The sequence below is a fragment of the Ectopseudomonas toyotomiensis genome (genome assembly GCF_900115695.1).
GTDB classification, from domain to species: domain Bacteria; phylum Pseudomonadota; class Gammaproteobacteria; order Pseudomonadales; family Pseudomonadaceae; genus Aquipseudomonas; species Aquipseudomonas toyotomiensis.
Genome location: NZ_FOXK01000002.1, coordinates 112,661 through 133,339 on the forward strand (window position 1 = coordinate 112,661; position 20,679 = coordinate 133,339).

At 64.6% G+C, this 20,679-nt stretch carries 19 protein-coding genes; 10 read left to right on the forward strand and 9 right to left on the reverse strand.

What is annotated here, in order from left to right:
- Position 1 precedes the first annotated feature (1 nt).
- From BM186_RS03760 to rimB, 3 genes are read right to left on the reverse strand one after another with little or no spacing between them, the layout of a single operon-like run.
- Complete coding sequence (locus BM186_RS03760; RefSeq protein WP_074913579.1) at positions 2-898, reverse strand: S66 peptidase family protein; 897 nt, start codon at positions 896-898, stop codon at positions 2-4.
- Positions 895-1,800, reverse strand: coding sequence for a 30S ribosomal protein S6--L-glutamate ligase (gene rimK / locus BM186_RS03765; RefSeq protein ID WP_072423486.1), 906 nt, complete (start codon positions 1,798-1,800; stop codon positions 895-897). The genes BM186_RS03760 and rimK overlap by 4 nt, the downstream gene beginning before the upstream one ends.
- The gene (rimB, locus tag BM186_RS03770; RefSeq protein ID WP_017678396.1) at positions 1,797-2,267 is read right to left on the reverse strand and encodes a retropepsin-like aspartic endopeptidase RimB; all 471 of its coding nucleotides are present in this window, start codon (positions 2,265-2,267) and stop codon (positions 1,797-1,799) included. Before rimB ends, rimK begins: the two co-directional genes overlap by 4 nt.
- 113 nt (positions 2,268-2,380) lie before the next feature.
- On the opposite strand from rimB, the gene BM186_RS03775 reads away from it, so the two are divergent.
- Positions 2,381-2,809 (forward strand): RNA-binding S4 domain-containing protein, encoded by a 429-nt coding sequence (locus BM186_RS03775; RefSeq protein WP_017678397.1) that lies wholly within the window; start codon positions 2,381-2,383, stop codon positions 2,807-2,809.
- A gap of 62 nt (positions 2,810-2,871) precedes the next feature.
- Here BM186_RS03775 and BM186_RS03780 read toward each other — a convergent pair whose 3' ends face one another.
- Positions 2,872-3,666 carry a phosphatase PAP2 family protein gene (locus BM186_RS03780; RefSeq protein WP_074913580.1) on the reverse strand — a complete coding sequence of 265 codons (795 nt, stop codon included), beginning with the start codon at positions 3,664-3,666 and terminating at the stop codon, positions 2,872-2,874.
- Positions 3,667-3,881: 215 nt separating this feature from the next.
- On the opposite strand from BM186_RS03780, the gene hslO reads away from it, so the two are divergent.
- The 3 genes from hslO (at position 3,882) to BM186_RS03795 (ending at position 8,566) form a co-directional block, all read left to right on the forward strand.
- Entirely contained in the window at positions 3,882-4,769 is an 888-nt protein-coding gene (hslO, locus tag BM186_RS03785) for an Hsp33 family molecular chaperone HslO (RefSeq protein WP_074913581.1), read from the forward strand.
- A gap of 157 nt (positions 4,770-4,926) precedes the next feature.
- Entirely contained in the window at positions 4,927-6,468 is a 1,542-nt protein-coding gene (locus BM186_RS03790) for a phosphoenolpyruvate carboxykinase (RefSeq protein ID WP_074913582.1), read from the forward strand.
- A gap of 169 nt (positions 6,469-6,637) precedes the next feature.
- Positions 6,638-8,566 (forward strand): RecQ family ATP-dependent DNA helicase, encoded by a 1,929-nt coding sequence (locus tag BM186_RS03795; RefSeq protein WP_074913583.1) that lies wholly within the window; start codon positions 6,638-6,640, stop codon positions 8,564-8,566.
- A gap of 141 nt (positions 8,567-8,707) precedes the next feature.
- Here the strand turns inward: BM186_RS03795 and BM186_RS03800 are convergent, their stop codons facing one another.
- The 4 genes from BM186_RS03800 to BM186_RS03815 are packed head-to-tail and all read right to left on the reverse strand — an operon-like array spanning position 8,708 to position 12,143.
- Entirely contained in the window at positions 8,708-9,307 is a 600-nt protein-coding gene (locus BM186_RS03800; protein WP_074913584.1) for an ABC-type transport auxiliary lipoprotein family protein, read from the reverse strand.
- On the reverse strand, positions 9,304-10,221 hold the full coding sequence (locus BM186_RS03805) for an MlaD family protein (RefSeq protein WP_074913585.1): 918 nt from the start codon (positions 10,219-10,221) through the stop codon (positions 9,304-9,306). The genes BM186_RS03800 and BM186_RS03805 overlap by 4 nt, the downstream gene beginning before the upstream one ends.
- The gene (locus BM186_RS03810) at positions 10,222-11,007 is read right to left on the reverse strand and encodes an ABC transporter ATP-binding protein (RefSeq protein ID WP_074913586.1); all 786 of its coding nucleotides are present in this window, start codon (positions 11,005-11,007) and stop codon (positions 10,222-10,224) included.
- Positions 11,004-12,143 carry an MlaE family ABC transporter permease gene (locus BM186_RS03815; RefSeq protein WP_074913587.1) on the reverse strand — a complete coding sequence of 380 codons (1,140 nt, stop codon included), beginning with the start codon at positions 12,141-12,143 and terminating at the stop codon, positions 11,004-11,006. The genes BM186_RS03810 and BM186_RS03815 overlap by 4 nt, the downstream gene beginning before the upstream one ends.
- Positions 12,144-12,300: 157 nt before the next feature.
- Between BM186_RS03815 and BM186_RS03820 the strand changes: the two genes are divergently transcribed.
- The 4 genes from BM186_RS03820 (at position 12,301) to BM186_RS03830 (ending at position 16,545) form a co-directional block, all read left to right on the forward strand.
- Positions 12,301-13,788, forward strand: a complete 1,488-nt coding sequence (locus BM186_RS03820; protein ID WP_074913588.1) for a flavin-containing monooxygenase — start codon at positions 12,301-12,303, stop codon at positions 13,786-13,788.
- A 145-nt stretch (positions 13,789-13,933) separates the two neighbouring features.
- The gene (locus BM186_RS26560; RefSeq protein WP_021487710.1) at positions 13,934-14,101 is read left to right on the forward strand and encodes a hypothetical protein; all 168 of its coding nucleotides are present in this window, start codon (positions 13,934-13,936) and stop codon (positions 14,099-14,101) included.
- A gap of 238 nt (positions 14,102-14,339) precedes the next feature.
- Positions 14,340-15,260, forward strand: a complete 921-nt coding sequence (locus BM186_RS03825; RefSeq protein ID WP_074913589.1) for an aldo/keto reductase — start codon at positions 14,340-14,342, stop codon at positions 15,258-15,260.
- A 1-nt stretch (position 15,261) separates the two neighbouring features.
- On the forward strand, positions 15,262-16,545 hold the full coding sequence (locus BM186_RS03830) for an NTP/NDP exchange transporter (protein WP_074913590.1): 1,284 nt from the start codon (positions 15,262-15,264) through the stop codon (positions 16,543-16,545).
- An 83-nt stretch (positions 16,546-16,628) separates the two neighbouring features.
- Here the strand turns inward: BM186_RS03830 and BM186_RS03835 are convergent, their stop codons facing one another.
- Positions 16,629-17,531: a LysR family transcriptional regulator gene (locus BM186_RS03835; protein WP_074913591.1), complete on the reverse strand. Its 903-nt coding sequence runs from the start codon at positions 17,529-17,531 to the stop codon at positions 16,629-16,631.
- 98 nt (positions 17,532-17,629) lie between these two features.
- On the opposite strand from BM186_RS03835, the gene BM186_RS03840 reads away from it, so the two are divergent.
- Together BM186_RS03840 and BM186_RS03845 are read left to right on the forward strand one after the other, a co-directional pair.
- Positions 17,630-18,871 (forward strand): 3-hydroxyacyl-CoA dehydrogenase, encoded by a 1,242-nt coding sequence (locus BM186_RS03840; protein WP_074913592.1) that lies wholly within the window; start codon positions 17,630-17,632, stop codon positions 18,869-18,871.
- Positions 18,868-20,658, forward strand: coding sequence for an acyl-CoA dehydrogenase C-terminal domain-containing protein (locus BM186_RS03845; RefSeq protein ID WP_074913593.1), 1,791 nt, complete (start codon positions 18,868-18,870; stop codon positions 20,656-20,658). The genes BM186_RS03840 and BM186_RS03845 overlap by 4 nt, the downstream gene beginning before the upstream one ends.
- The last annotated feature ends 21 nt before the right edge of the window (positions 20,659-20,679 follow it).

Here is a 20,679-nt window from a genome sequence, read left to right on the forward strand (position 1 = left end):
GTTACCAGCTCAGGCTGCCGCTGCCCAGGCGCGCCCGCTGGCCATAAGGCCAGGGATAGTTGCTGTCGCCATGCCCGCTCGGCAGGTCGCCATACAGCGGGATGCCCAGCGGCGCCAGGTATTCGCCGATGATCTGCTCCAGGCTGTGGTGCACGCCGCGCCGTGGGCAGTCGGTGAAACTGCCCAGGCACACCGCACGCGGGCGCTTGCCGGCGAAGCTGTGCAGCAGTTGCCAGAGACTGCGCTCCAGGCGGTAGTAGGGCTCGCCGACGTCCTCCAGAATCAGGATCGAATCCTCTGTCAGGCGCAGCCCAGCATCGGTACCGCAGACGCTGGCCAGGGCCGTCAGGTTGCCGCCCTGCAGGGTGCCTTCGATGGCATGCAGCGGGCCGCTGATATGCCTTAGCGGCAACTGCCGGTGCTGGCCCTTGAGCAGGTTCCACAGCGCCTGCATCGAGGCCAGGCGTTCGCGCTGGCCGGCGGGCGCCGATAGCATCTGATGGCCGAGTGCGGTGGCCACCGGCCCATGAATGGCTGGCAGGCCCCGCTGCGCAAAGGCTTCGAGCAGAATCGACAGATCGGAGAAGCCGATCAGCGGGCGCGGGCTGGCCTGGCGCAGCAGCGCCCAGTCGATATCCGCCACCAGTTGTGCGCAACCATAGCCGCCACGCAGACACCAGACGGCGCTGATATCCGGCAGGGTTAAGGCCTGGTGCAGGTCTGCCAGGCGTTGCTCCGGCGTGCCGGCCAGGTAGCGATGGCGGGCGCGTACATGCCGGCCCAGGTGGTAGCGCACGCCCAGTACGTCGAGCTGCGCCAGCGTTGCCTCGAGCACGTCTTCGGCGATGGCAGAGGCCGGCGCGATCAGCGCCAGGCGACCGTCGAACACTGGGCTCATCCGCGGCCCTTGGTGCGGGTCTGGCCGGGTTCGGCGTTCTTTTCCAGGTACTGGATGATCATCCCGGCGACGTCCTTGCCGGTGGTGGTCTCGATGCCTTCCAGGCCGGGCGAGGAGTTCACCTCCATCACCAGTGGCCCGTGGTTGGAGCGCAGGATGTCCACCCCGGCGACGTTCAGGCCCATCACGCGGGCAGCGCGCACAGCGGTCATGCGCTCTTCCGGGGTGATCTTGATCAGGCTGGCGCTGCCGCCGCGATGCAGATTGGAGCGGAACTCGCCGGCCTTGGCCTGGCGCTTCATTGCCGCGATCACCTTGTCACCGACCACGAAGCAGCGAATGTCGGCGCCGCCGGCTTCCTGGATGTATTCCTGGACCATGATGTCCTGCTTGAGGCCGAGGAAGGCCTCGATCACCGATTCGGCCGCCTTGTGCGTTTCGGCCAGTACCACGCCCATGCCCTGGGTGCCTTCCAGCACCTTGATCACCAGTGGCGCACCGCCAACCATCTGGATCAGATCGGGAATGTCGTCCGGGGAGTGGGCGAAGCCGGTCACCGGCAGGCCGATGCCCTTGCGCGACAACAGTTGCAGAGCGCGCAGCTTGTCGCGCGAGCGGCTGATGGCCACCGACTCGTTGAGCGGGTAGACGCCCATCATCTCGAACTGGCGCAACACCGCGCAGCCATAGAAGGTCACCGAAGCGCCGATGCGCGGAATCACCGCATCGAAGCCCTCCAGCGCCTGGCCGCGATAATGGATCTGCGGTTTGTGGCTGGCGATGTTCATGTAGGCGCGCAAGGTGTCGATCACCTGCATCTCATGGCCCCGCTGCTGACCGGCCTCCACCAGGCGGCGAGTGGAATACAGACGCGGGTTGCGCGACAGCACGGCGATCTTCATTGGGCACCTGGAAGGGACGAGGAGAGTGAGGGTTTGTCCTGCACATAGCTGAGTGCCGGATTGACCACCAGTTGGCCGGTGATCAGCGCCTTGGAGCCGAGTAGTACGCGATAACGCATGGTCTTGCGACAGGCCAGGGTGAACTCCACCGGCCACAGGCGATCGCCGAGGGCCAGGTGCGTGCGGATCACGTAGCGGCTCTGCGCCTGGCCGTTGGAGCTCTTGATGCGTTTGACCGAGACCATCTGCGCCTCGCAGCGATGACGGCGTTGCACCTGGGTGCCGAGGTAGGCGGTGAAACGCACCCAGTCCTCGCCGTCCTTCTGGAACGGCTGGATATCGCTGGCGTGCAGGCTCGAGGTGCTGGCGCCGGTGTCGATCTTGGCACGCAGGCCGATGATGCCGAGCTCTGGCAGATTGATCCACTCACGCAGGCCGATCACGCTGAGCTGGTCGAAAGTCTTCAAGGTGAGAGTGTCCCCTGCGGCCGACAAGGCCTATGATTCCGCGCATTCTAGTTGTGTCGTGTGACAACTGCATCTGCCGTGCGTGCGAATACCTGAACCCTTCAGAGAGTGAGATGAGCGAAAAAGACGACGACAAGATCCGCCTGGACAAATGGCTGTGGGCGGCACGCTTCTTCAAGACGCGCGCCCTGTGCAAGGCCGCTATAGAAGGTGGCAAGGTCCATCATCGTGGCGAGCGCTGCAAGCCGGGCAAGGAACCGAAGATCGGCGACGAATACGTGCTGCGCACCGGTTTCGATGAGCGCACCGTGGTTGTGTTGGCGCTATCCAGCGTCCGCCGCGGCGCGCCCGAGGCGCAACTGCTGTACCGCGAGACGGAAGAAAGTATCGCTCGCCGCGAGCAGGCTGCGGCGATGCGCAAGGCTGGCGCCGTGGGTATGCAGACCGATGGTCGGCCGAGCAAGAAGCAGCGCCGGCAGATTCATCAGTTCAACGAACAGCAGGAAGGTGGCCTGCGCCACCCCTGGGCGGATGAGGATTAGGCGCAAGCCTGCAGGAGCGAGTCGGGTTGTTGGTAGCCCGGATGAAATCCGGGCTACCCGCTTCAGCGCCCGCTGACGATGCTCATGCGGCCCAGCAGCGGCAGCTTGGCCAGGCGCGAGGTGATTGGCAGGGTGATCTTCTCTAGCCATTCGCTGGCGCGATAACCCAGTGGGGTGTAGCAGCTCCAGGCCAGGGCCAGCAGGCTGAGGAATACGCCGCCGACGAAGGCATCCGCCCCCCAGTGAGCACCGGCCACCAGGCGCGGCAGGATGCCGATCGCGGCAATCGCCCAGACCAGCAGCAGGCGCCAGCTGCGGGCGAAGAACGTCATGAAGTAGGCCCAGATCAGTAGCACCGAGGCGTGGTCACCGGGGAAGCTGCGACTGGCGCTGTCCTTCAGGTCCCAGCGCTCTTCCCAGGCCGGGAACATCTCGGTCAGACGTGCGCTGCCTTCTACCACCAGCGACGGGCTGGCATGCTGCCAGCCCATGTATTCGACCAGATCGGCGAACAGCACGCGCATCAGCAGCATGACCGTCAGAGCAACGAGAAAGGCGAACAGGGCCCGACGCACCTGGGCACCGGTGAAAATCAGATCGGCTTTGAGCATCACCGCCAGCATCACCACACCGACACCCGCATCCACTGGGCGCATGCTGCCGATGGCCCAGACGTGTGCCCACAGACCACCCGCATGTACCGGATCGTTGAGCAGCTTGAACAGCCTCAGGTCGAAGGCGTCCCACAACTCGCGAGTGGGCTGCCACAGCCAACTGGCGAGCAGCACGATGGCCGCGACATGGCAGACCAGCATGGCGCGTGGCTGCCAATGGCGATTGATGAACGTGCTCGACATGAAAAGTCCCTTTGCAGATTTATGACAGGCCCTACCCGGGCGCGCGGATAATAGGCAGTGCTGGCGGCAGTACAAGGCCAGCAGTACGGTCGTTCAGCCACAGTTCAGGGGCTGGTTCTTGCCGTGTGAGCAGACGCACATGACGGTCGGGCCTTGGTTGTGATGGCGTTTGTGCATAAAATCGCCAGCCTTTTACAGACCCTGGGCCAGCCGCCATGTACGACTTCAGTCAACGCTTTCTCTTCGACGACACCGACGTGCGGGGCGAAATGGTCGCGTTGCGCGAAAGTTACGCTCATGTACTGGCCAAGCACGCCTACCCGCAGCCAGTGGCGCAACTGCTCGGCGAGATGATGGCCGCCGCCGCACTGCTGGTCGGTACCCTCAAGTTCGAGGGTCTGCTGGTGCTGCAGGCGCGTTCGGAAGGCCCGCTGTCGCTGCTGATGGTGGAATGCTCCAGCGCCCGTGAGCTGCGTGGTATCGCCCGCTACGAAGCCGAGCAGATCGGCGCCGATGCCGACCTGCAGAACCTGATGCCCAATGGCGTGCTGGCCATCACCATCGATCCGACCCGTGGCCAGCGCTACCAGGGCATCGTCGACCTTGAAGGCGTCGACCTGGCCGAGTGCCTGTCCAACTATTTCGCCAGCTCCGAGCAACTGCCGACCCGCTTCTGGCTCAAGGCCGACGGCCAGCGTGCTCGCGGTCTGCTGCTGCAACAGTTGCCGCCGCACCACCAGATCGAGCCCGAGGCGCGCCAGGAAAGCTGGAACCATGTGCTGACCCTGGCCGACACCCTGAGCGCCGAAGAGCTGCTCGGTCTGGACAATCCGACACTGCTGCATCGCCTCTACCATGAAGAGAACGTGCGTCTGTTCGACGAGCAGCCACTGCAGTTCCGCTGCAGCTGCTCGCGTGAGCGTTCTGCCAGCGCCCTGGCCAGTCTCGGCCAGGCCGATGCCGAACTGCTGCTGGCCGAGCAGGGTGGCAGCGTGGTGATCGATTGCCAGTTCTGTAACGAGCGTTATGCTTTCGATGCTGCCGATGTCGCCCAGCTGTTCGCCGGCGCTGGCAGCGAGGCGCCGTCGCATACACGACATTGATGAACTTTTCTGAACGATAGCCGTTCTCTATCAGATCGGAGGCTGCCAAGCAGTTCGCTTTTCTGGCATACTCCCGCGACTTTTTTACCGTGTAGTGCAGTTGCCCCTGTACTACACAACGTTCGGAAGACTCGGCCAGCGGCCGACGGGGACCCTCATGACGCAAGCCAACAACGCCGTGTACACCGACATCAGCGCCGCGCAACTGGTCGAAGAAGCCATTCGCCGTGGTGAAGGGGAACTGGCCGCCAACGGCGCGCTGGTCGTACGTACTGGTCATCGCACTGGCCGCTCGCCGGCAGACCGCTTTATCGTTCAGGAGCCGAGCACCGAGGCGCAGATCGCCTGGGGCGCCATCAACCGTCCGTTCCCGGCCGACAAGTTCGACGCCCTGTGGGATCGCGTCGCGGCGTTCAACAACGCCCAGGAGCACTTCGTCTCCCACGTTCACGTAGGTTCTGCCGAAGAGCACTACCTGCCGGTCAAGATGACCACCGCGACCGCCTGGCAGAACCTGTTCGGCCGTCAGCTGTTCATCAACCCGAGCGCCTACAACCCGGCCGGCAAGGTCGAGTGGCAGATCCTCAACGTTGCCAACTTCGAGTGCGTGCCGGAGCGTGACGGCACCAACTCCGATGGCTGCGTGATCATCAACTTCGCCGCCAAGAAAGTCTTGATCGCCGGCATGCGTTACGCCGGTGAAATGAAGAAAGCCATGTTCTCCGTGCAGAACTTCCTGCTGCCGGAAAAAGACGTGCTGCCGATGCACTGTGCCGCCAACATTGGCGAAGAAGGCGACGTCACCCTGTTCTTCGGTCTGTCCGGCACCGGCAAGACCACCCTGTCCGCCGACGAGTCGCGTTACCTGATCGGTGACGACGAGCACGGTTGGGGCGAGGGCGTGGTGTTCAACGTCGAAGGCGGTTGCTACGCCAAATGCATCGACCTGTCCGAGAAGAACGAGCCGGTGATCTGGAAGGCCATCCAGTTCGGCACCGTGCTGGAAAACGTCGTGCTCGACGACAGCCGCACCCCGGATTACGCCGACGACAGCCTGACCCAGAACAGCCGCGCGGCCTACCCGCTGGAGTACGTCGAGAAGCGTAGCGAGAAGAACCTGGGCGGCGAACCGAATGCCGTGATCTTCCTGACCTGCGACCTGACCGGCGTACTGCCGCCGGTGTCGATCCTCAACAACGAGCAGGCGGCCTACCACTTCCTGTCCGGTTACACCGCGCTGGTCGGTTCCACCGAAATGGGTTCGGGCGGCGGCATCAAGTCGACCTTCTCCACCTGCTTCGGTGCGCCGTTCTTCCCGCGTCCGGCCGGCGTTTACGCCGAGCTGCTGATCAAGCGCATCAACGCCTTCGGCTCCAAGGTCTACCTGGTCAACACCGGCTGGACCGGCGGTGGCTACGGCGTCGGCAAGCGTTTCAACATCCCCACCACCCGTGGTGTGATTGCCGCCATCCAGAGCGGTGCGCTGATCGGTGCCGAGACCGAGCACCTGCCGATCATCAACCTGGATGTGCCGAAGTCGGTTCCGGGCGTCGAAACCAATCTGCTCAACCCGCGCAACACCTGGGCAGACAAGAATGCCTACGACGAAGCCGCCAAGGGCCTGGCCAAGCTGTTCATCGACAACTTCCAGAAGTTCGATGTCAGCGAAGCGATCAAGAACGCCGGCCCGCAGCTCTAAGCTGACCTGCGTTTTCTGACAAAGCCGCCTTCGGGCGGCTTTGTCGTTTTCGGGAGCTCGGGCCGTAGGGTGCGCCATGCGCACCTTGTTTATTTGCGGTGCGCATGACGCACCCTACCTAACCGCGTTATGGTCAGGGACCATTCAGCGGTCAATGGAGTGACAGCGCATGTCTACCCTCAAACGTGTCTTCGGTTTCGATCAGCTGCGTCCCGGTCAGGAAGCGGTGATCAGCGCCGTACTCGCCGGTCGCTCGGCGGCGGCGATCTTTCCCACCGGCTCGGGCAAGTCCTTGTGTTACCAGCTACCGGCGCTGCACCTGCCGCATCTGACCCTGGTGATCTCGCCGCTACTGGCGCTGATGCAGGATCAGCTGGCCTTCCTGCATGCCCATGGCATCGCCGCGGCCAGCATCGATTCGGCGCAGAGCCGCGAGCAGGCCGCCGAGGTGATGAACCGCGCACGCAGCGGCGAGCTGAAGATTCTGATGATCTCGGTGGAGCGCCTGAAGAACGAGCGCTTCCGTAATTTCATCGCTCAGGTACCGATCTCACTATTGGTGGTCGACGAGGCGCACTGCATTTCCGAGTGGGGCCACAATTTCCGCCCTGATTACCTCAAGCTGCCCGACTATCAACGCCAGTTCGGCATCAAGCAGGTGCTGCTGCTCACCGCCACGGCGACGCCCAGAGTGATCGCCGACATGCGCGAGAAATTCGCCATCCTTGAAGCGGACGTGGTCACCACCGGCTTCTACCGGCCCAACCTCAATCTGCTGGTCGAGCCGGTGCCCGGTGGCTCCAAGGCGCAGCGCCTGCAGCAGTGGCTGGCGCCGCGGCGAGGCCAGGCGAGCATCGTTTACGTCACCCAGCAGAAGACCGCCGAGCAGGTCGCCGAGCGCCTGGCGCGCGATGGTCTGGCGGTAAGCGCCTACCACGCTGGCATGGCCCATGACGTGCGCGAGTCGATCCAGCGGCGCTTCATGGCCGGCGAGCTGGAATGCATCGTCGCCACCATCGCTTTCGGCATGGGCATCGACAAGCGCGACATCCGCAACGTGGTGCACTTTGACCTGCCCAAGTCGGTGGAGAACTACAGCCAGGAAATCGGTCGCGCCGGGCGTGATGGCCAGGCCTCGGACTGCCTGGTGCTGGCCAGCCGCGATGGCCTCAGCGTGCTGGAGAACTTCGTCTATGGCGATACCCCTGAGCTTGCCGGCATTCGTGCGGTGCTCGACGACCTGCGTGCGGTCGGCACGGGCGGGCAGTGGGAGCTGATGCTCAATCAGCTGTCGGAACTGAGCAATATCCGCGCGCTGCCATTGAAGACCCTGCTGGTGCAGCTCGAATTGCGCGGCATCATCGCGCCGCGTTATGCCTACTTCGCCGAATACCGCTTCAAGCTACTGCTGGACGACGAGGCCTTGCTGGCGCAATTCGAGGGCGAGCGGCGCCAGTTCGTCGAGGCGATCCTGGCCTGCTCGAAGCGCGCGCGCACCTGGTCGACGCTGGACTTCGACGCGCTGTATCAACAGTACGGCGCCGAGCGCGCACGGGTGGTCAAGGCGCTGGACTACTTTCAGGAAAAGGGCTGGCTGGAGCTGGAAAGCAAGCAGATGACCGAGGTCTATGGCGTGCTCGATGGCGGCTTCGAGGTCGAAGCATTGGCGGCCGATCTGCACGCGCATTTCCGTGCCCATGAGGCCAGCGAAATCGCCCGCATCCAGGCCATGCTCGCCCTGTTCGAGAGCCGCGAATGCCTGAGCCGCCGTCTGGCGCTGTACTTTGGCGATGCGCAGGCGCCCGAGCGTTGTGGGCATTGTTCGGTATGTCAGGGACGTGTCGCTACCCTGCCGCAACCGCCAGAGCAGCCGCCGTTGAGCGCTCGTGATGCGCAGGCGCTGTGCGCGGCCTTCGTCGAAAAGCACCTGCAGCACGCCGGCGACAGGCCGAGCCATGAGTGCCTGACGCGCTTTCTCTGTGGCGTGACCACGCCACTGTTAACCAAGCTCAAGGCGCGCCAGCTGGCCGGTTTCGCTGCACTGGAGGAGTACCCCTACGCCGAGGTGCGCGGTTGGTTGGCGGCCTCGTTTGCGTAGGGGGGCCTAGGCGTGCGCACCAGAGATTGCGCGCAAGGCATTGGTGCGCACGGTTCTCGTCAGTTGTGTAGGGTGCGCCGCGCGCACCGATGATCACCTGTGAAGTGTCTGGTGCGTACAGCCCAGGCGGCCCGCCACACCCTACGGGGTAGCGCGTTGCCCTTCGGCCAGCGTCCAGTTCACCAACTCCTGAGCCAGGCGATCCCCCGCCTGGCCGAAGGCGGCTACCACCGCGGGGACCGACGTATCACCTGCCGGCTGGCTGACGCTGAAGCGGCGGCTGGCGAGGATGCGTTGATCGCGGGCATCGACCAGGCGCACGTCGAGCTGGATCAGCGCCTCGGGGCGGCCGTCGCGATACTGGCTGTGGAAGCTGCGCAGGTCGCTGACCAGCTCCAGGTCGGCTTGCAGGCGCTGCTCTTCGTTGCTCAATGCCTGAACTCGACCGTCGTCGTGAAAGGCGTCCAGCAGGCGGCCACGCAGCAGTTGCGGCGTGCGTTCGCTCCAGCGTACGCCCTGGTAGGTATTGACCCGACCGGGCTCAGGCAGCACGACGATGCGCGTGCCGTCGAGCAGCTGGTTGCTGACCGGGCTGTTGACACGTAACGACCAGTCGACGCGCTGAGTTTGCGCCGGCATCGCGGCGCCTGGCAGCAGGTAGATATCCAATGGTTCGCTCTGCGGCAGGATCGAGCAGGCGCTGAGCAGGCCAGCGGCCAGCAGCAGGGACAGACGCTTCATGGTTGGAACTCCTTGATGCTGTCGTTGCGCAGCAGGTAGCCAGTGGGATCCTGCTCCAGGCGGCGGGAGAAGCTGCGCAGGGCGCCGAGGGTGTCGCGCAGTTCGCCAATCGCCGGGCCCAGCTCGCCGAGGCCCTGCATGCCGCTGTCCAGCGCACTGCGATTACTTTCCAGCAACTGCTCGATGCTGCGGCTGCTGCGTTCCAGTGAGGCCATCAGACGCTCGGCATTGTCCAGCGCCTGACTGCCCTGGCCGTCGAGCAGGCGGTTGGCGGTGCGCATCAGTTCGGCCGCCTCGCGGGTGGCGGCGCCGGCCTGTTGCAGGGCTTCGCTCAGCTCGCCGCGTTGGTCGGCCAGGCCGGCGGTGGCCTGCTCCAGATTCTCCAGGGTGCGCGAGACGCGCTCGGCGTTCTCGCGCGAGAGCAGGCGGTTGGCACGGGTCAGCAGGCGGGTGATATTGACCACCAGGTCCTCACCATTGGCCATCAGCCGGGACAGTGGCGAACGGTCGGCGATGATGATGCCTGGCTCGCCATCCTTGCCTTCCAGTGGCGGGCTTTCCGGGCTGCCGCTGTACAGCTGGATCACTGCCAGGCCGGTGATGCCGGTGATCGACAGGCGCGCGCGGGTGTCCTGCTTGATCGGTGTATGGCCGACGATGCGGATGCGCGCGCGCACCGTGCGCGGGTCGTCCGGGTCGAGGCCGAGGCTGATCACGTCACCGACCTTGATCCCGCTGTACTGCACGGCGCTGCCCTGCGACAGGCCACTGACCGCCTCGTTGAAGATCACCTCGTAATCGGTGAAGGCGCGATCGGCCCCGGCCTTGTTCAGCCACAGGGCGAACAGCAGCGCGGCGCCCACCGTGAGCACGGTGAACAGGCCGATCAGCACGTGATGGGCTCTGGGTTCCATTCATTGACTCCCTGCCGCGGTAGCGGCCTGTGCAGCCGCGCGTCCGCGCGGGCCGTGAAAATATTGCTGAATCCAGGCGTCGTCGGTGGCGGCCACCACGTCCAGGCGGTCGGCCACCAGCACCTTCTTCTGTGCCAGCACCGCGACCCGGTCGCAGATGCTGTAGAGCGTGTCCAGATCGTGAGTGACCAGAAATACGCTCAGACCCAGGCTGTCGCTGAGCGTGCGGATCAACTGGTCGAATGCCGCCGCGCCAATCGGGTCGAGGCCGGCGGTGGGTTCGTCGAGAAACAGGATGTCCGGGTCCAGTGCCAGGGCGCGGGCCAGGGCGGCGCGCTTGACCATGCCGCCGGACAGCGAGCTGGGGTATTTGTCGGCGGCATCCTGCGGCAGGCCGGCCAGGGCGATCTTGACCCTGGCCAGGCGTTCGGCTGCCGCGCGTGACAGACCGGCGTGTTCGATCAGCGGCAGGGCGATGTTCTCGCTGACGGTCAGCGAGGAGAACAGCGCGCCGCGCTGGTAGAGCACGCCGAAACGCCGCTCCAGTTGCGAGCGCCGCTCGGCTGACAGGCTCAGCAGTTCTTCGCCGAACACCCGTACGGTGCCGGCATTCGGTTGGCGCAGGCCGACGATGCTGCGCAGCAGCACCGACTTGCCGGTGCCCGAGCCGCCGACCACGCCGAGTATCTCGCCGCGATAGAGGTCGAAGTCCAGATGCTGATGCACCACCTGTGTGCCGAACTGGTTGCACAGGTCGCGTACCTCGATGATGGTCTCCTGGCTCACCAACCCATCTCCATCAGAAATAGCGCCGCCAGGGCGTCGAGCAGGATCACCACGAAGATCGACTGCACCACCGCTGAGGTGGTGTGCTCGCCCACCGATTGTGCGCTGCCGCTGACCTTGAAGCCTTCCAGGCAGCCGATCAGGGCGATCAGGAAAGCGAAGATCGGTGCCTTGAGCAGGCCAACGAGGAAGTGCTGCAGCAGGTCGCTGTCCTGCAGGATCGACAGGTACATGGTCGGCGAGATGTCCAGGCTCAGTGCACAGACCAGCGCGCCGCCGAACATGCCGCTGAGCATGGCGATGAAAGTCAGGATCGGCAGGGCGATGAGCATGGCGAACACCCGCGGCAGCACCAGCAGCTCGATGGGGCTCAGGCCCAAGGTGCGGATGGCGTCGATCTCCTCGTTGGCCTTCATCGAGCCGATCTGTGCGGTGAAGGCGCTGGCGGTGCGCCCGGCCATGAGAATCGCGGTGAGCAGCACACCGAACTCGCGCAGGAATGAGAACGCCACCAGGTTCACCGTGTAGATGGTGGCACCGAAGTCGGCGAGGATGGTGGCGCCGAGAAACGCCACCACGGCACCCACCAGAAAGGTCAGCAGGGCGACGATGGGCACGGCGTTGAGGCCGCACTGTTCCAGATGGGCCGCCAGCGAGGTCAGGCGCCAGCGCGCCGGGCGCAGCAGGACTGTCAGCATGCCGCTGAGGGTCAGGCCCATGAAACCGAGCAGTTCCCGGCCATGGCACCAGGTGGTTTCCACCGCCTCGCCGATATGTCCGAGTATTTCGCGCAGTGCCGAAGGTGTGGCGTGTTCTGGCACCTGCTGACTGCCTGCCATGGCGTCCGCCACCGCCAGCAGAAGGGCGCGGCGCTCGGTGCTCAGGCTGTCCTGTTGCGCCAGTTGGCGCAGGCGCTCGCAGCCCAGCAGTTCCACCAGCAGCGCAGCGCCGGCGGTATCCAGTGCGGCCAGTTCGTCGAGGTCGATGTTTTCCCGGCCGTGCAGGCGTTCACGCAGGGCCAGGACCTGAGGTTCGAGTCGGCTGTAATGGGCCAGCGTCCAGTCGCCACCGATGCGCAGGCCGCTGGCGGCGTCCGTGCTGCTGGTCTGGAGCGGGGTCAGGTATGGCGTGGTCATGGCGACAGCTTAGCGCTGCGAGGGTCTGCCAGGCCAGTCGCGCTGTTCAGGCTGTATCGGCGGCACGGCGCATGAGCCGCTCGGTCACACCAACGTTCGGATGACGAGCGCATGGGCTAAGGTGATGCTCATTGCCCGAGTTTTGTGAGCGTGCGCCATGTCCGTGGAACATCTGGATGTCCTGATCATCGGTGCCGGCCTGTCTGGTGTCGGCGCCGCCTGCCATCTCAAGCGCCTTTGCCTCGGCAAACGTTTCGCCATTCTAGAAGGGCGTGAGGCCATGGGTGGCACCTGGGACCTGTTTCGTTACCCGGGCATCCGCTCCGACTCGGACATGTACACCCTCGGCTACAACTTCAAACCCTGGAGCGATGCACAGGCCATTGCCGACGGTCCGTCGATCCGCCGCTACATCGAGGAAACAGCACGTGAGTATGGCGTCGATGGGCTGATTCGTTATCGGCACAAGGTGCTCAAGGCGGATTGGTGCAGTGCCAGCGCCACCTGGCAATTGCTGGTGCAGCGCGGTGACGAGGCCAAGCCGCTGCACCTGAGCTGCCAGTTTCTGATGATGTGCACCGGTTACTACCGCTACGAGTCCGGCTACACCCCCGAATTCGTTGGGCGTGAGGATTACCGCGGCACCTTCATTCATCCGCAGTTGTGGCCCGAGGGTTTCGACTACAGCGACAAGCGCATCCTGGTGATCGGTAGCGGCGCCACAGCGGTGACCCTGGTGCCGGCACTGGCCGAGCGCGCGGCGCAGGTCACCATGCTGCAGCGTTCGCCCAGCTATGTGATCAACCTGCCGCAGCGCGATGCGCTGTCCAACGCGCTGCGGCGAGTGTTGCCGGAGAAGTGGGTGTACCGCCTGGCGCGCGGGCGCAACGTGACCCTGCAACTGGTCTTCTACAAGCTGGCCAAGCGTTTTCCCAACCTGGTGCGGCGGGTTTTGCTGGGTCTGGTACAGCGCCAACTGGGTGAGCGGGTCGATCTGCGCCATTTCAGCCCCCGCTACAAACCCTGGGACCAGCGCGTCTGTGCGGTGCCCGACGGCGACCTGTTCCGCGTGCTGCGCCAGGGCAAGGCGCAGGTGGTGACGGCCGAGATCGAGCGTTTCACCGCGCACGGCATCCGCCTGAAAAGCGGCGAGGAGCTGGCTGCCGACGTGATCGTCAGCGCCACCGGTCTGCAGCTGCAGTTGTTCGGTGGTATCGACGTGAGCGTCGATGGCACGTCCTTCGAGGCACCGACGAGCATGGGTTACCGCGGCATCATGTTGCGTGACCTGCCCAACCTGGCGGTGGTGATGGGCTACACCAATGCCAGCTGGACGCTCAAGGCCGATCTCTCCAGCGAGTACTTCTGCCGCCTGATCCGCCACATGGACGCTATCGGCCGGCGTCAGGTGACCCCGCGCGACACTGATGGTCGAGTGCGGCCGGAGCCGTTTCTCGATCTGCAGTCAGGTTATATCGAGCGGGCTTCGCACCTGCTACCGGCGCAAGGTGACCGGGTGCCCTGGAAGCTGCATCAGAACTACCTGCTCGACCTGGCGCTGCTGCGTTACGGAAAACTCGAAGACGACTATCTGGTGTTTTCCGCCCCTCAGGGCGAGCAGCAAGGCGTATTGGCGCAGCCCTGATTCGGCGTGAGCCATAGCAAATGTCCTACAAGAAATTGCACAATCGCGCCGCTTTATTTCCTGGCATTGCGCCACTACCATTTTGCGATCTGTGTCACGGATGAGCCAGTGGGTGCAGCGTCACCTATCACATGAGGAGTCGGCCATGAAGGAACAGCGCCATCTACCCGCACTGCGGGCGCACATCGAACAGTTATTGAGCAAAGGCTGGGTGATCGCCAGTCGCAGCCCCATGACGCTACGTAACGGCAGCCGCTGCTATCTGGTGTCACACGGCATGCTGATCAGCGAGTCCGCCACGCGCGCGGCCTGATAACTCTTTTCCCGACCGCTGCGCCGTTATCCCGCCTGGCGCAGCGGCGTTTTTGGTTACCGGATATTGCGTCCGTAGCCTGCCGTATTTCCCCTCTTTCTCCCGTTATAGCCGGGCTGCAGGCATTTCACCGGCATGCTTTCTTTGCCCGATACCTGATCGGCAACGGATGTAACGTCTTGGTCTGAGCGTGGTCAGTGCCTATAACCAACCGGTCACTGATTAGAGGAGCCACGCCATGCCCAGTCGTCGTCGATTCCTGCACGGCAGCGCCAGCCTGGTGGCGTTAGCCGCCCTGATGCCCTGGTTGCCGTCATCCGTCTTCGCTTCCGGCACTTTGCTGAGTCGGGCGATTCCCAGCACTGGTGAACTGCTGCCGGTGATCGGCCTGGGGACCTCGCGTACTCACGATGTGGCGATGACCGACGAGGCGTTACAACCCTTGCGCGAGGTGCTGCAGGCGCTGGTCAATGGTGGCGCCAGTCTGGTGGATACCGCGCCCAGCTACGGACGAGCAGAGGCCGTGTGTGGTGCATTGGCCGCAGAAGACGACATGCGCAAGAAACTGTTCCTGGCCAGCAAGGTGTCCTCTTCCGGGCGCGCAGCAGGTGAGCGTCAGGTCGAGGCCAGTTTCGCCGCGCTCAAGACCGACACCATCGACCTGATGCAGGTGCACAACCTGCAGGACACCAGCACTCAACTTGCGCTGCTGCGCGAGCTGAAAGAGCAGGGCCGGGTACGCTACATCGGTGTGACTCACTACCTGGATTCCGCTCATGAGCGCCTGCTCGAGGTGCTGCGCCAGGAACCGGTGGATTTTGTCCAGTTCAACTACTCCATCGGTGAGCGCAACGCCGAGCGTGAGCTGTTGCCTTATTGCGCCGACAAGGGCATCGCGGTGCTGATCAACCGGCCCTTCCAGCGCGCGGCGCAGTTCGACCGAGTCAAGGGCAAAAGCCTTCCCGACTGGGCTGCGGTGGAGTTGGACGTCACCTCCTGGGCGCAACTGATGCTCAAGTTCATCCTCGCCAATCCGGCGGTAACGGCGGTGATTCCGGCCACCTCGAACCCGCGTTACATGGCCGACAACATCCTCGCCGGGCAGGGCCGCCTGCCTGACGCGGCGCAGCGCCAGCGCATCATCGAGTTGTTCGCCTGAGATGCAGGCGCTCACCCGGCGCCTGGCGCGGGCGATCAATGCCGAAGGAGAAGAGTTGGCGGCCGTTCTGGCTGGCTTCGCCCTGTTCTTCTGCCTGTTCGCCGGCTACTTCATGCTGCGGCCCATTCGCGAGGCGATGGGTATCACCGGCGGGGTGAACAACCTGCAGTGGCTGTTCACCGCCACCTTCGTCGTCATGCTGCTGGCAGTCCCGCTGTTCGCCTGGCTCAATTCGAAAGTCCCGCGTATTCACTTCATCGACTGGGTATACGGCTTTTTCTGCCTCAACCTGCTGGTCTTCGTCCTGCTGTTTCGTGTCGATCACGACAGCGTGTGGCTGGCGCGGGTGTTCTACGTATGGATCTCGGTCTACAACCTGTTCGTCGTCTCGGTGGCCTGGAGCCTGATGGCCGATGTGTTCGACGGCGCCCAGGCGCGCCGGCTGTTCGCCTTCATCGCCGCGGGCGCCAGTGTTGGCGGGCTGTGCGGGCCGCTGCTGAGCGCCTTGTTGATCGGCGCTATCGGCGAGTCCGGGCTGATGCTGATGGCCGCGGTGCTGCTCGGCGCGGCCATGGCGCTCAAGCGCTACCTGATGGATTGGCGCGAGCGGCAGGGCGCTGGACGATCTGGGGCGGTACCCAGCGAGAGCCCACGCAGGCCGGTGCCGGGCAATCCGTTCAGCGGGCTGACGCGTATGCTCGGTTCGCGTTACCTGCTGGGTATCGGCGCGTTCATCCTGCTGCTGACCTCGGTCAGCACTTTCCTCTACTTCGAGCAGGCGCGCCTGGTGGCCGAACTGTTCCCGGATCGCGCCGCGCAGGTGCGGGTGTTCGGCGTGATCGATTTCGTCGTGCAGGCCGGTGCCCTGGCAACTCAGGTATTCATCACCGGCAGGGTGGCGCAGAAGCTCGGCGTGCGCGTGCTGCTGTCGCTGGTGCCGGCGCTGGTCTGCCTGGGCTTTATTGGCCTGGCGCTGGCGCCGACTTTCGCCATGCTGGCGGGGCTGATGATCGTGCGGCGCATCGGTGAATACGCCTTCGTACGGCCGGGGCGGGAAATGCTCTTCGCGCCGCTGGATGCCGAGAGCAAGTACAAGGTGAAGAACTTCATCGACACCGTGGTCTATCGCGGCGGCGATGCCCTCAGTGGCTGGGCCAAGGCGGGTCTGGACATGCTCGGCCACGGGGCCTGGCTTGTAGCCATGGTCGGTGCGCTGTGCGCCGCGTTGTGGGGTGTGCTCGGCTGGTACCTGGGTGGCCGCGCCGATAGGCAAGTCGAGAGGTAGGCTGTGCTGTACGCACCGGCATTGCACTACCCGTAGATTGAAGAATGGCCGGTGCGCACCGCCTGTGGCGGCCCCGCGACATCCTAAGGGTTGGCCACTGCGACGATCTCCTCGATCAACCATTGCAGCGCGGCATCGCGCTGGCGCTGCGCCAGGCTGACCACTTCGAGGTGGAAGGGCCCGAGGCTGAAGGGGAGGTCGAACAGCTGCAGCGGCAGCAGCGTGGCGAAGTGCCGGGCCAGGGCGGTGGGCAGTACCGCCGCCAGCTCGCTGCCGGCGACGATATGCGCGGCCTGCAGGTAGTTCGGCGTGGTGTAGAGGATCTGCCGCGACAGCCCCTGCTCCCCCAGCCACTGATCGACCATGCCGCGGGTCTGCCCACCGTGTACCCAGAGGTGACGCAGACGCAGGAAGGCCTCCAGATCCAGATTACCCTGGCGCAGCAGAGGGTGCTCGCGGCGCACCGCCAGTTTGAGCGTCTCGCTCATCCAGTGGCGGCGGGCGAAACGCGCCGGCATCTCGTCGAAACGGCCCAGCACCAGGTCCAGCTCGCCCTTGTCCAGCGCTTCCATCGGCAGGCTGGGGCTGAGGTGGCGAATATCGATGCCGATGCCCGGTGCCTTGTGGCTGAGGCGGTCGAGCAGGCGCGGCATGCACACCAGCTCGACGTAGTCGGTGACGGCAATGCGAAAGCGCTGGCGGCTTTCGCCCGGCTCGAAGGCCTCGCCGGCGCTCAGGCTCTGCTCCAGCTGACGCAGCGCGTTGCGGATCGGCGCCTCCAGTGCCAGTGCCCGCGGCGTTGGCTGCATGCGCCGGCCGACGCGCACCAACAGCGGGTCGTCGAGCAGCACGCGCAGGCGATTGAGCGCATTGCTCACCGCCGGCTGGCTCAGCGCCAGATGTTCGGCGGCGCGCGAGACGTTCTGCTCGCGTAGCAGGGCGTCCAGTACGCGCAGCAGGTTGAGGTCGAAGTTGCTGAAATTCATCTACTGAATACGTCGTATCACAAGACTAAATTTCAAAAATAGTAGCGGCTTGCTTATCGTGACCCAAGCTTTTCTGTTTGTGCACGAGAGGAACAACAATGAATAAAGTCGTCTCGCCGCTTCGCTGTGCCGCCGTGATCGGCGCCGGCACCATGGGCCGCGGTATCGTCATCAGCCTGGCCAATGCCGGCCTGCAGGTGCTGTGGTTGGATAACAACCCGCAGATGGTCGAGCAGGGCCTGGCGATGGCTGAGGAAACCTGGGCGCACAATGTCGCCAAGGGCCGTATCGATGCGGCCGAGGCTGCCGCGCGGCGCGCACGTATCGAGGCGGTGTACGGCTACGCGGCGCTGGCCGACGCTGACCTGGTTATCGAGGCGGTGTACGAGAATCTCGAGCTCAAACAAAACATCTTCCGTGAGCTGGACTCGGTGCTGAAGCCGGGCGCCATCCTCGCCAGCAACACATCGGCGCTGGATGTCGACGCTATCGCTGCAGTCACCACGCGGCCAGAATCGGTGCTGGGCCTGCACTTCTTCAGCCCGGCGCACATCATGAAACTGCTAGAGATCGTGCGTGGTGCCAGGACTGCGCCTGCCGTGCTGCAGGCCGCTCAGGAGCTGGGCGAGCGCATGGGCAAGGTGGCGGTGGTGGCCGGCAACTGCCACGGCTTTATCGGCAACCGCATGCTGCACACCTACGTGCGCGAGGCGCGCATGCTGCTGCTCGAGGGCGCCTGGCCGCATCAGGTAGATACGGCGCTGCAGGGTTTCGGTTTCGCCATGGGGCCGTTTCGCATGTACGACGTGGTCGGCATCGATCTCGAATGGCGCGCCCGTGAACTGTCTGGCCAGGGCCAGGATGATCCGGCGGTGCAGGTGGATAACCGTCTCTGCGAGTTGGGGCGCTTTGGCCAGAAGAGTGGCAAGGGCTATTACCGCTATGCGCCCGGCAGCCGCCAGGCCGAGCATGATCCGGTTGTCGATGGGCTGGTGCAGATGCAATCGGAGCGCCTGGGCTTCACCCGCCGCGATATCGGCAACGAGGAGATTCTCGAGCGCTGCCTACTGGCACTGGTCAACGAAGGGGCGAAGATTCTCGAGGAGAACATTGCCGCCAACAGCCGCGACATCGATCTGGTCTATCTCAACGGTTACGGCTTTCCCGCCGAGCGTGGCGGCCCGATGAGCTGGGCCGACGGCGAGGGTGTCGCGGCGATTCACCAGCGTCTTTTGCAACTGGCAGAGCGCTTCGGCGCGCATTGGCAACCGGCGGCGCTGATCGAACGCCTGGCTGCCGAGAACAAGCATTTCAGCGACGTACAGGAGGGTCGGGTATGAGCTATCAGGCGCCATTGCGCGATATGCGCTTCGTCCTGCACGAACTGTTCGACGCTGCCGGCCACTGCGAGCGTCTGGGTAACGGCCTGGATCGCGAGCTGATCGACGGCGTGCTGGAAGAGGCGGCGGTCTTCGCTGCGGGCGAGGTCGCGCCGCTCAATCGCAACAGCGATGAGGAGGGTTGCCACCTGGAAAATGGCCAGGTCAGCACGCCCAAGGGCTTTGCCGAGGCCTACCGGCAGTACGTGGACAACGGCTGGGCGAGCATGACCGGGCCGGTGGAACATGGCGGCCAGGGCTTTCCGCAGCTGGTGGCCTTCGCATTTCACGAGATGCTGATGGGCGCCTCGCTGTCGTTCCGCGTCTACTCCGGGCTGACCGAGGGCGCCGTGCTGGCGCTGCACAAGCACGGCAGCGAAACGCTGAAGCAGCAGTACCTGGGCAAGCTGGTCAGTGGCCAGTGGACCGGCACCATGTGTCTGACCGAGCCGCAGGCCGGCACCGATCTGGCCCTGCTGCGCACCCGCGCCGAGCCGCAGGCCGACGGCAGCTACCGCGTTAGCGGCAGCAAGATCTTTATCAGTGGTGGCGAGCAGGACATCTCCGAAAACATCGTCCATCTGGTGCTGGCGCGCCTGCCCGATGCACCTGCTGGCGTGAAGGGCATTTCATTGCTGTTGGTGCCGAAATTTATCGCTGCCGCCGACGGCACACCGGGTGAGCGCAACACGCTGTCGTGTGGCGCTATCGAGCACAAGATGGGCATCAAGGGTGCCTCCACCTGCGTGATGAACTTCGACGGTGCCACCGGTTGGCTGGTGGGCGAGGCCAACCAGGGCCTGGCCTGCATGTTCACCATGATGAACGACGCGCGCTTTCAGGTCGGCCTGCAGGGCCTCGGCATTGGCGAGGCAGCCTTCCAGGGTGCGCTGCGCTACGCCCGTGAACGCCTGCAGTCGCGTGGTCTGGCGGGTGTGCAGGCGCCGGACAAGGCGGCCGATCCGATCATCGTTCACCCCGATGTGCGGCGCATGCTGCTGACGCAGAAGGCCTTGGTCGAGGGCAGCCGCATGCTCGCTGCCTACACCGCGCGCCAGCTTGACCTGGTGCACGGCGCCGAGTCGGCCGAGGCACGCAAGGCGGCCGGCAAGCGCGCGGCGCTGCTGATCCCTATCGTCAAGGCGTTCTTCACCGATATGGGTCAGGAAGTGGCCAGCCATGGCGTGCAGGTTTATGGCGGCCACGGCTTCATCCGCGAGTGGGGCATGGAACAACTGATGCGCGACAGCCGCATCACCCAGCTTTACGAAGGCACCAACGGTATTCAGGCGCTGGACTATATCCGCCGTAAATTGCTGGGCGACGGTGGTGCGGAGTTGTCCGCACTGCAGGCCGAGTTCAGCCAGCTGTGCGATGCCGAGGCGGATCGACGAGCCCTGGCTCAGATGGCCAGTGTGGTGCAGGCCCGCCTGGGCGAATGGCGCGAGCTAAGCACAGAAGTGATTGCCGCCTGTCAGCGCGACCCGCAGGAGATCGGCGCCACTTCGGTGGATTTTCTCCAGTACTCGGCTTATGTGCTGCTCGCCGGTTTCTGGCTGCAGGCCGCGGCGCGGGCGCAGGATGCGCTGGAGGCGGGCAGCGGCGAGGCGGCGTTCTACCAGGCCAAGCTGCACAGCGCCGAGTTCTACCTGCGCCGCGTGCTGCCGCGCGCCAGCGCGCACCGCGAAGCCCTGCTGGGAGGCGCGCAGTGCCTGATGGCCATGGATGAGGACAGTTTCGCCTTTTAGCGCAGATGTCTGTAGGAGCGG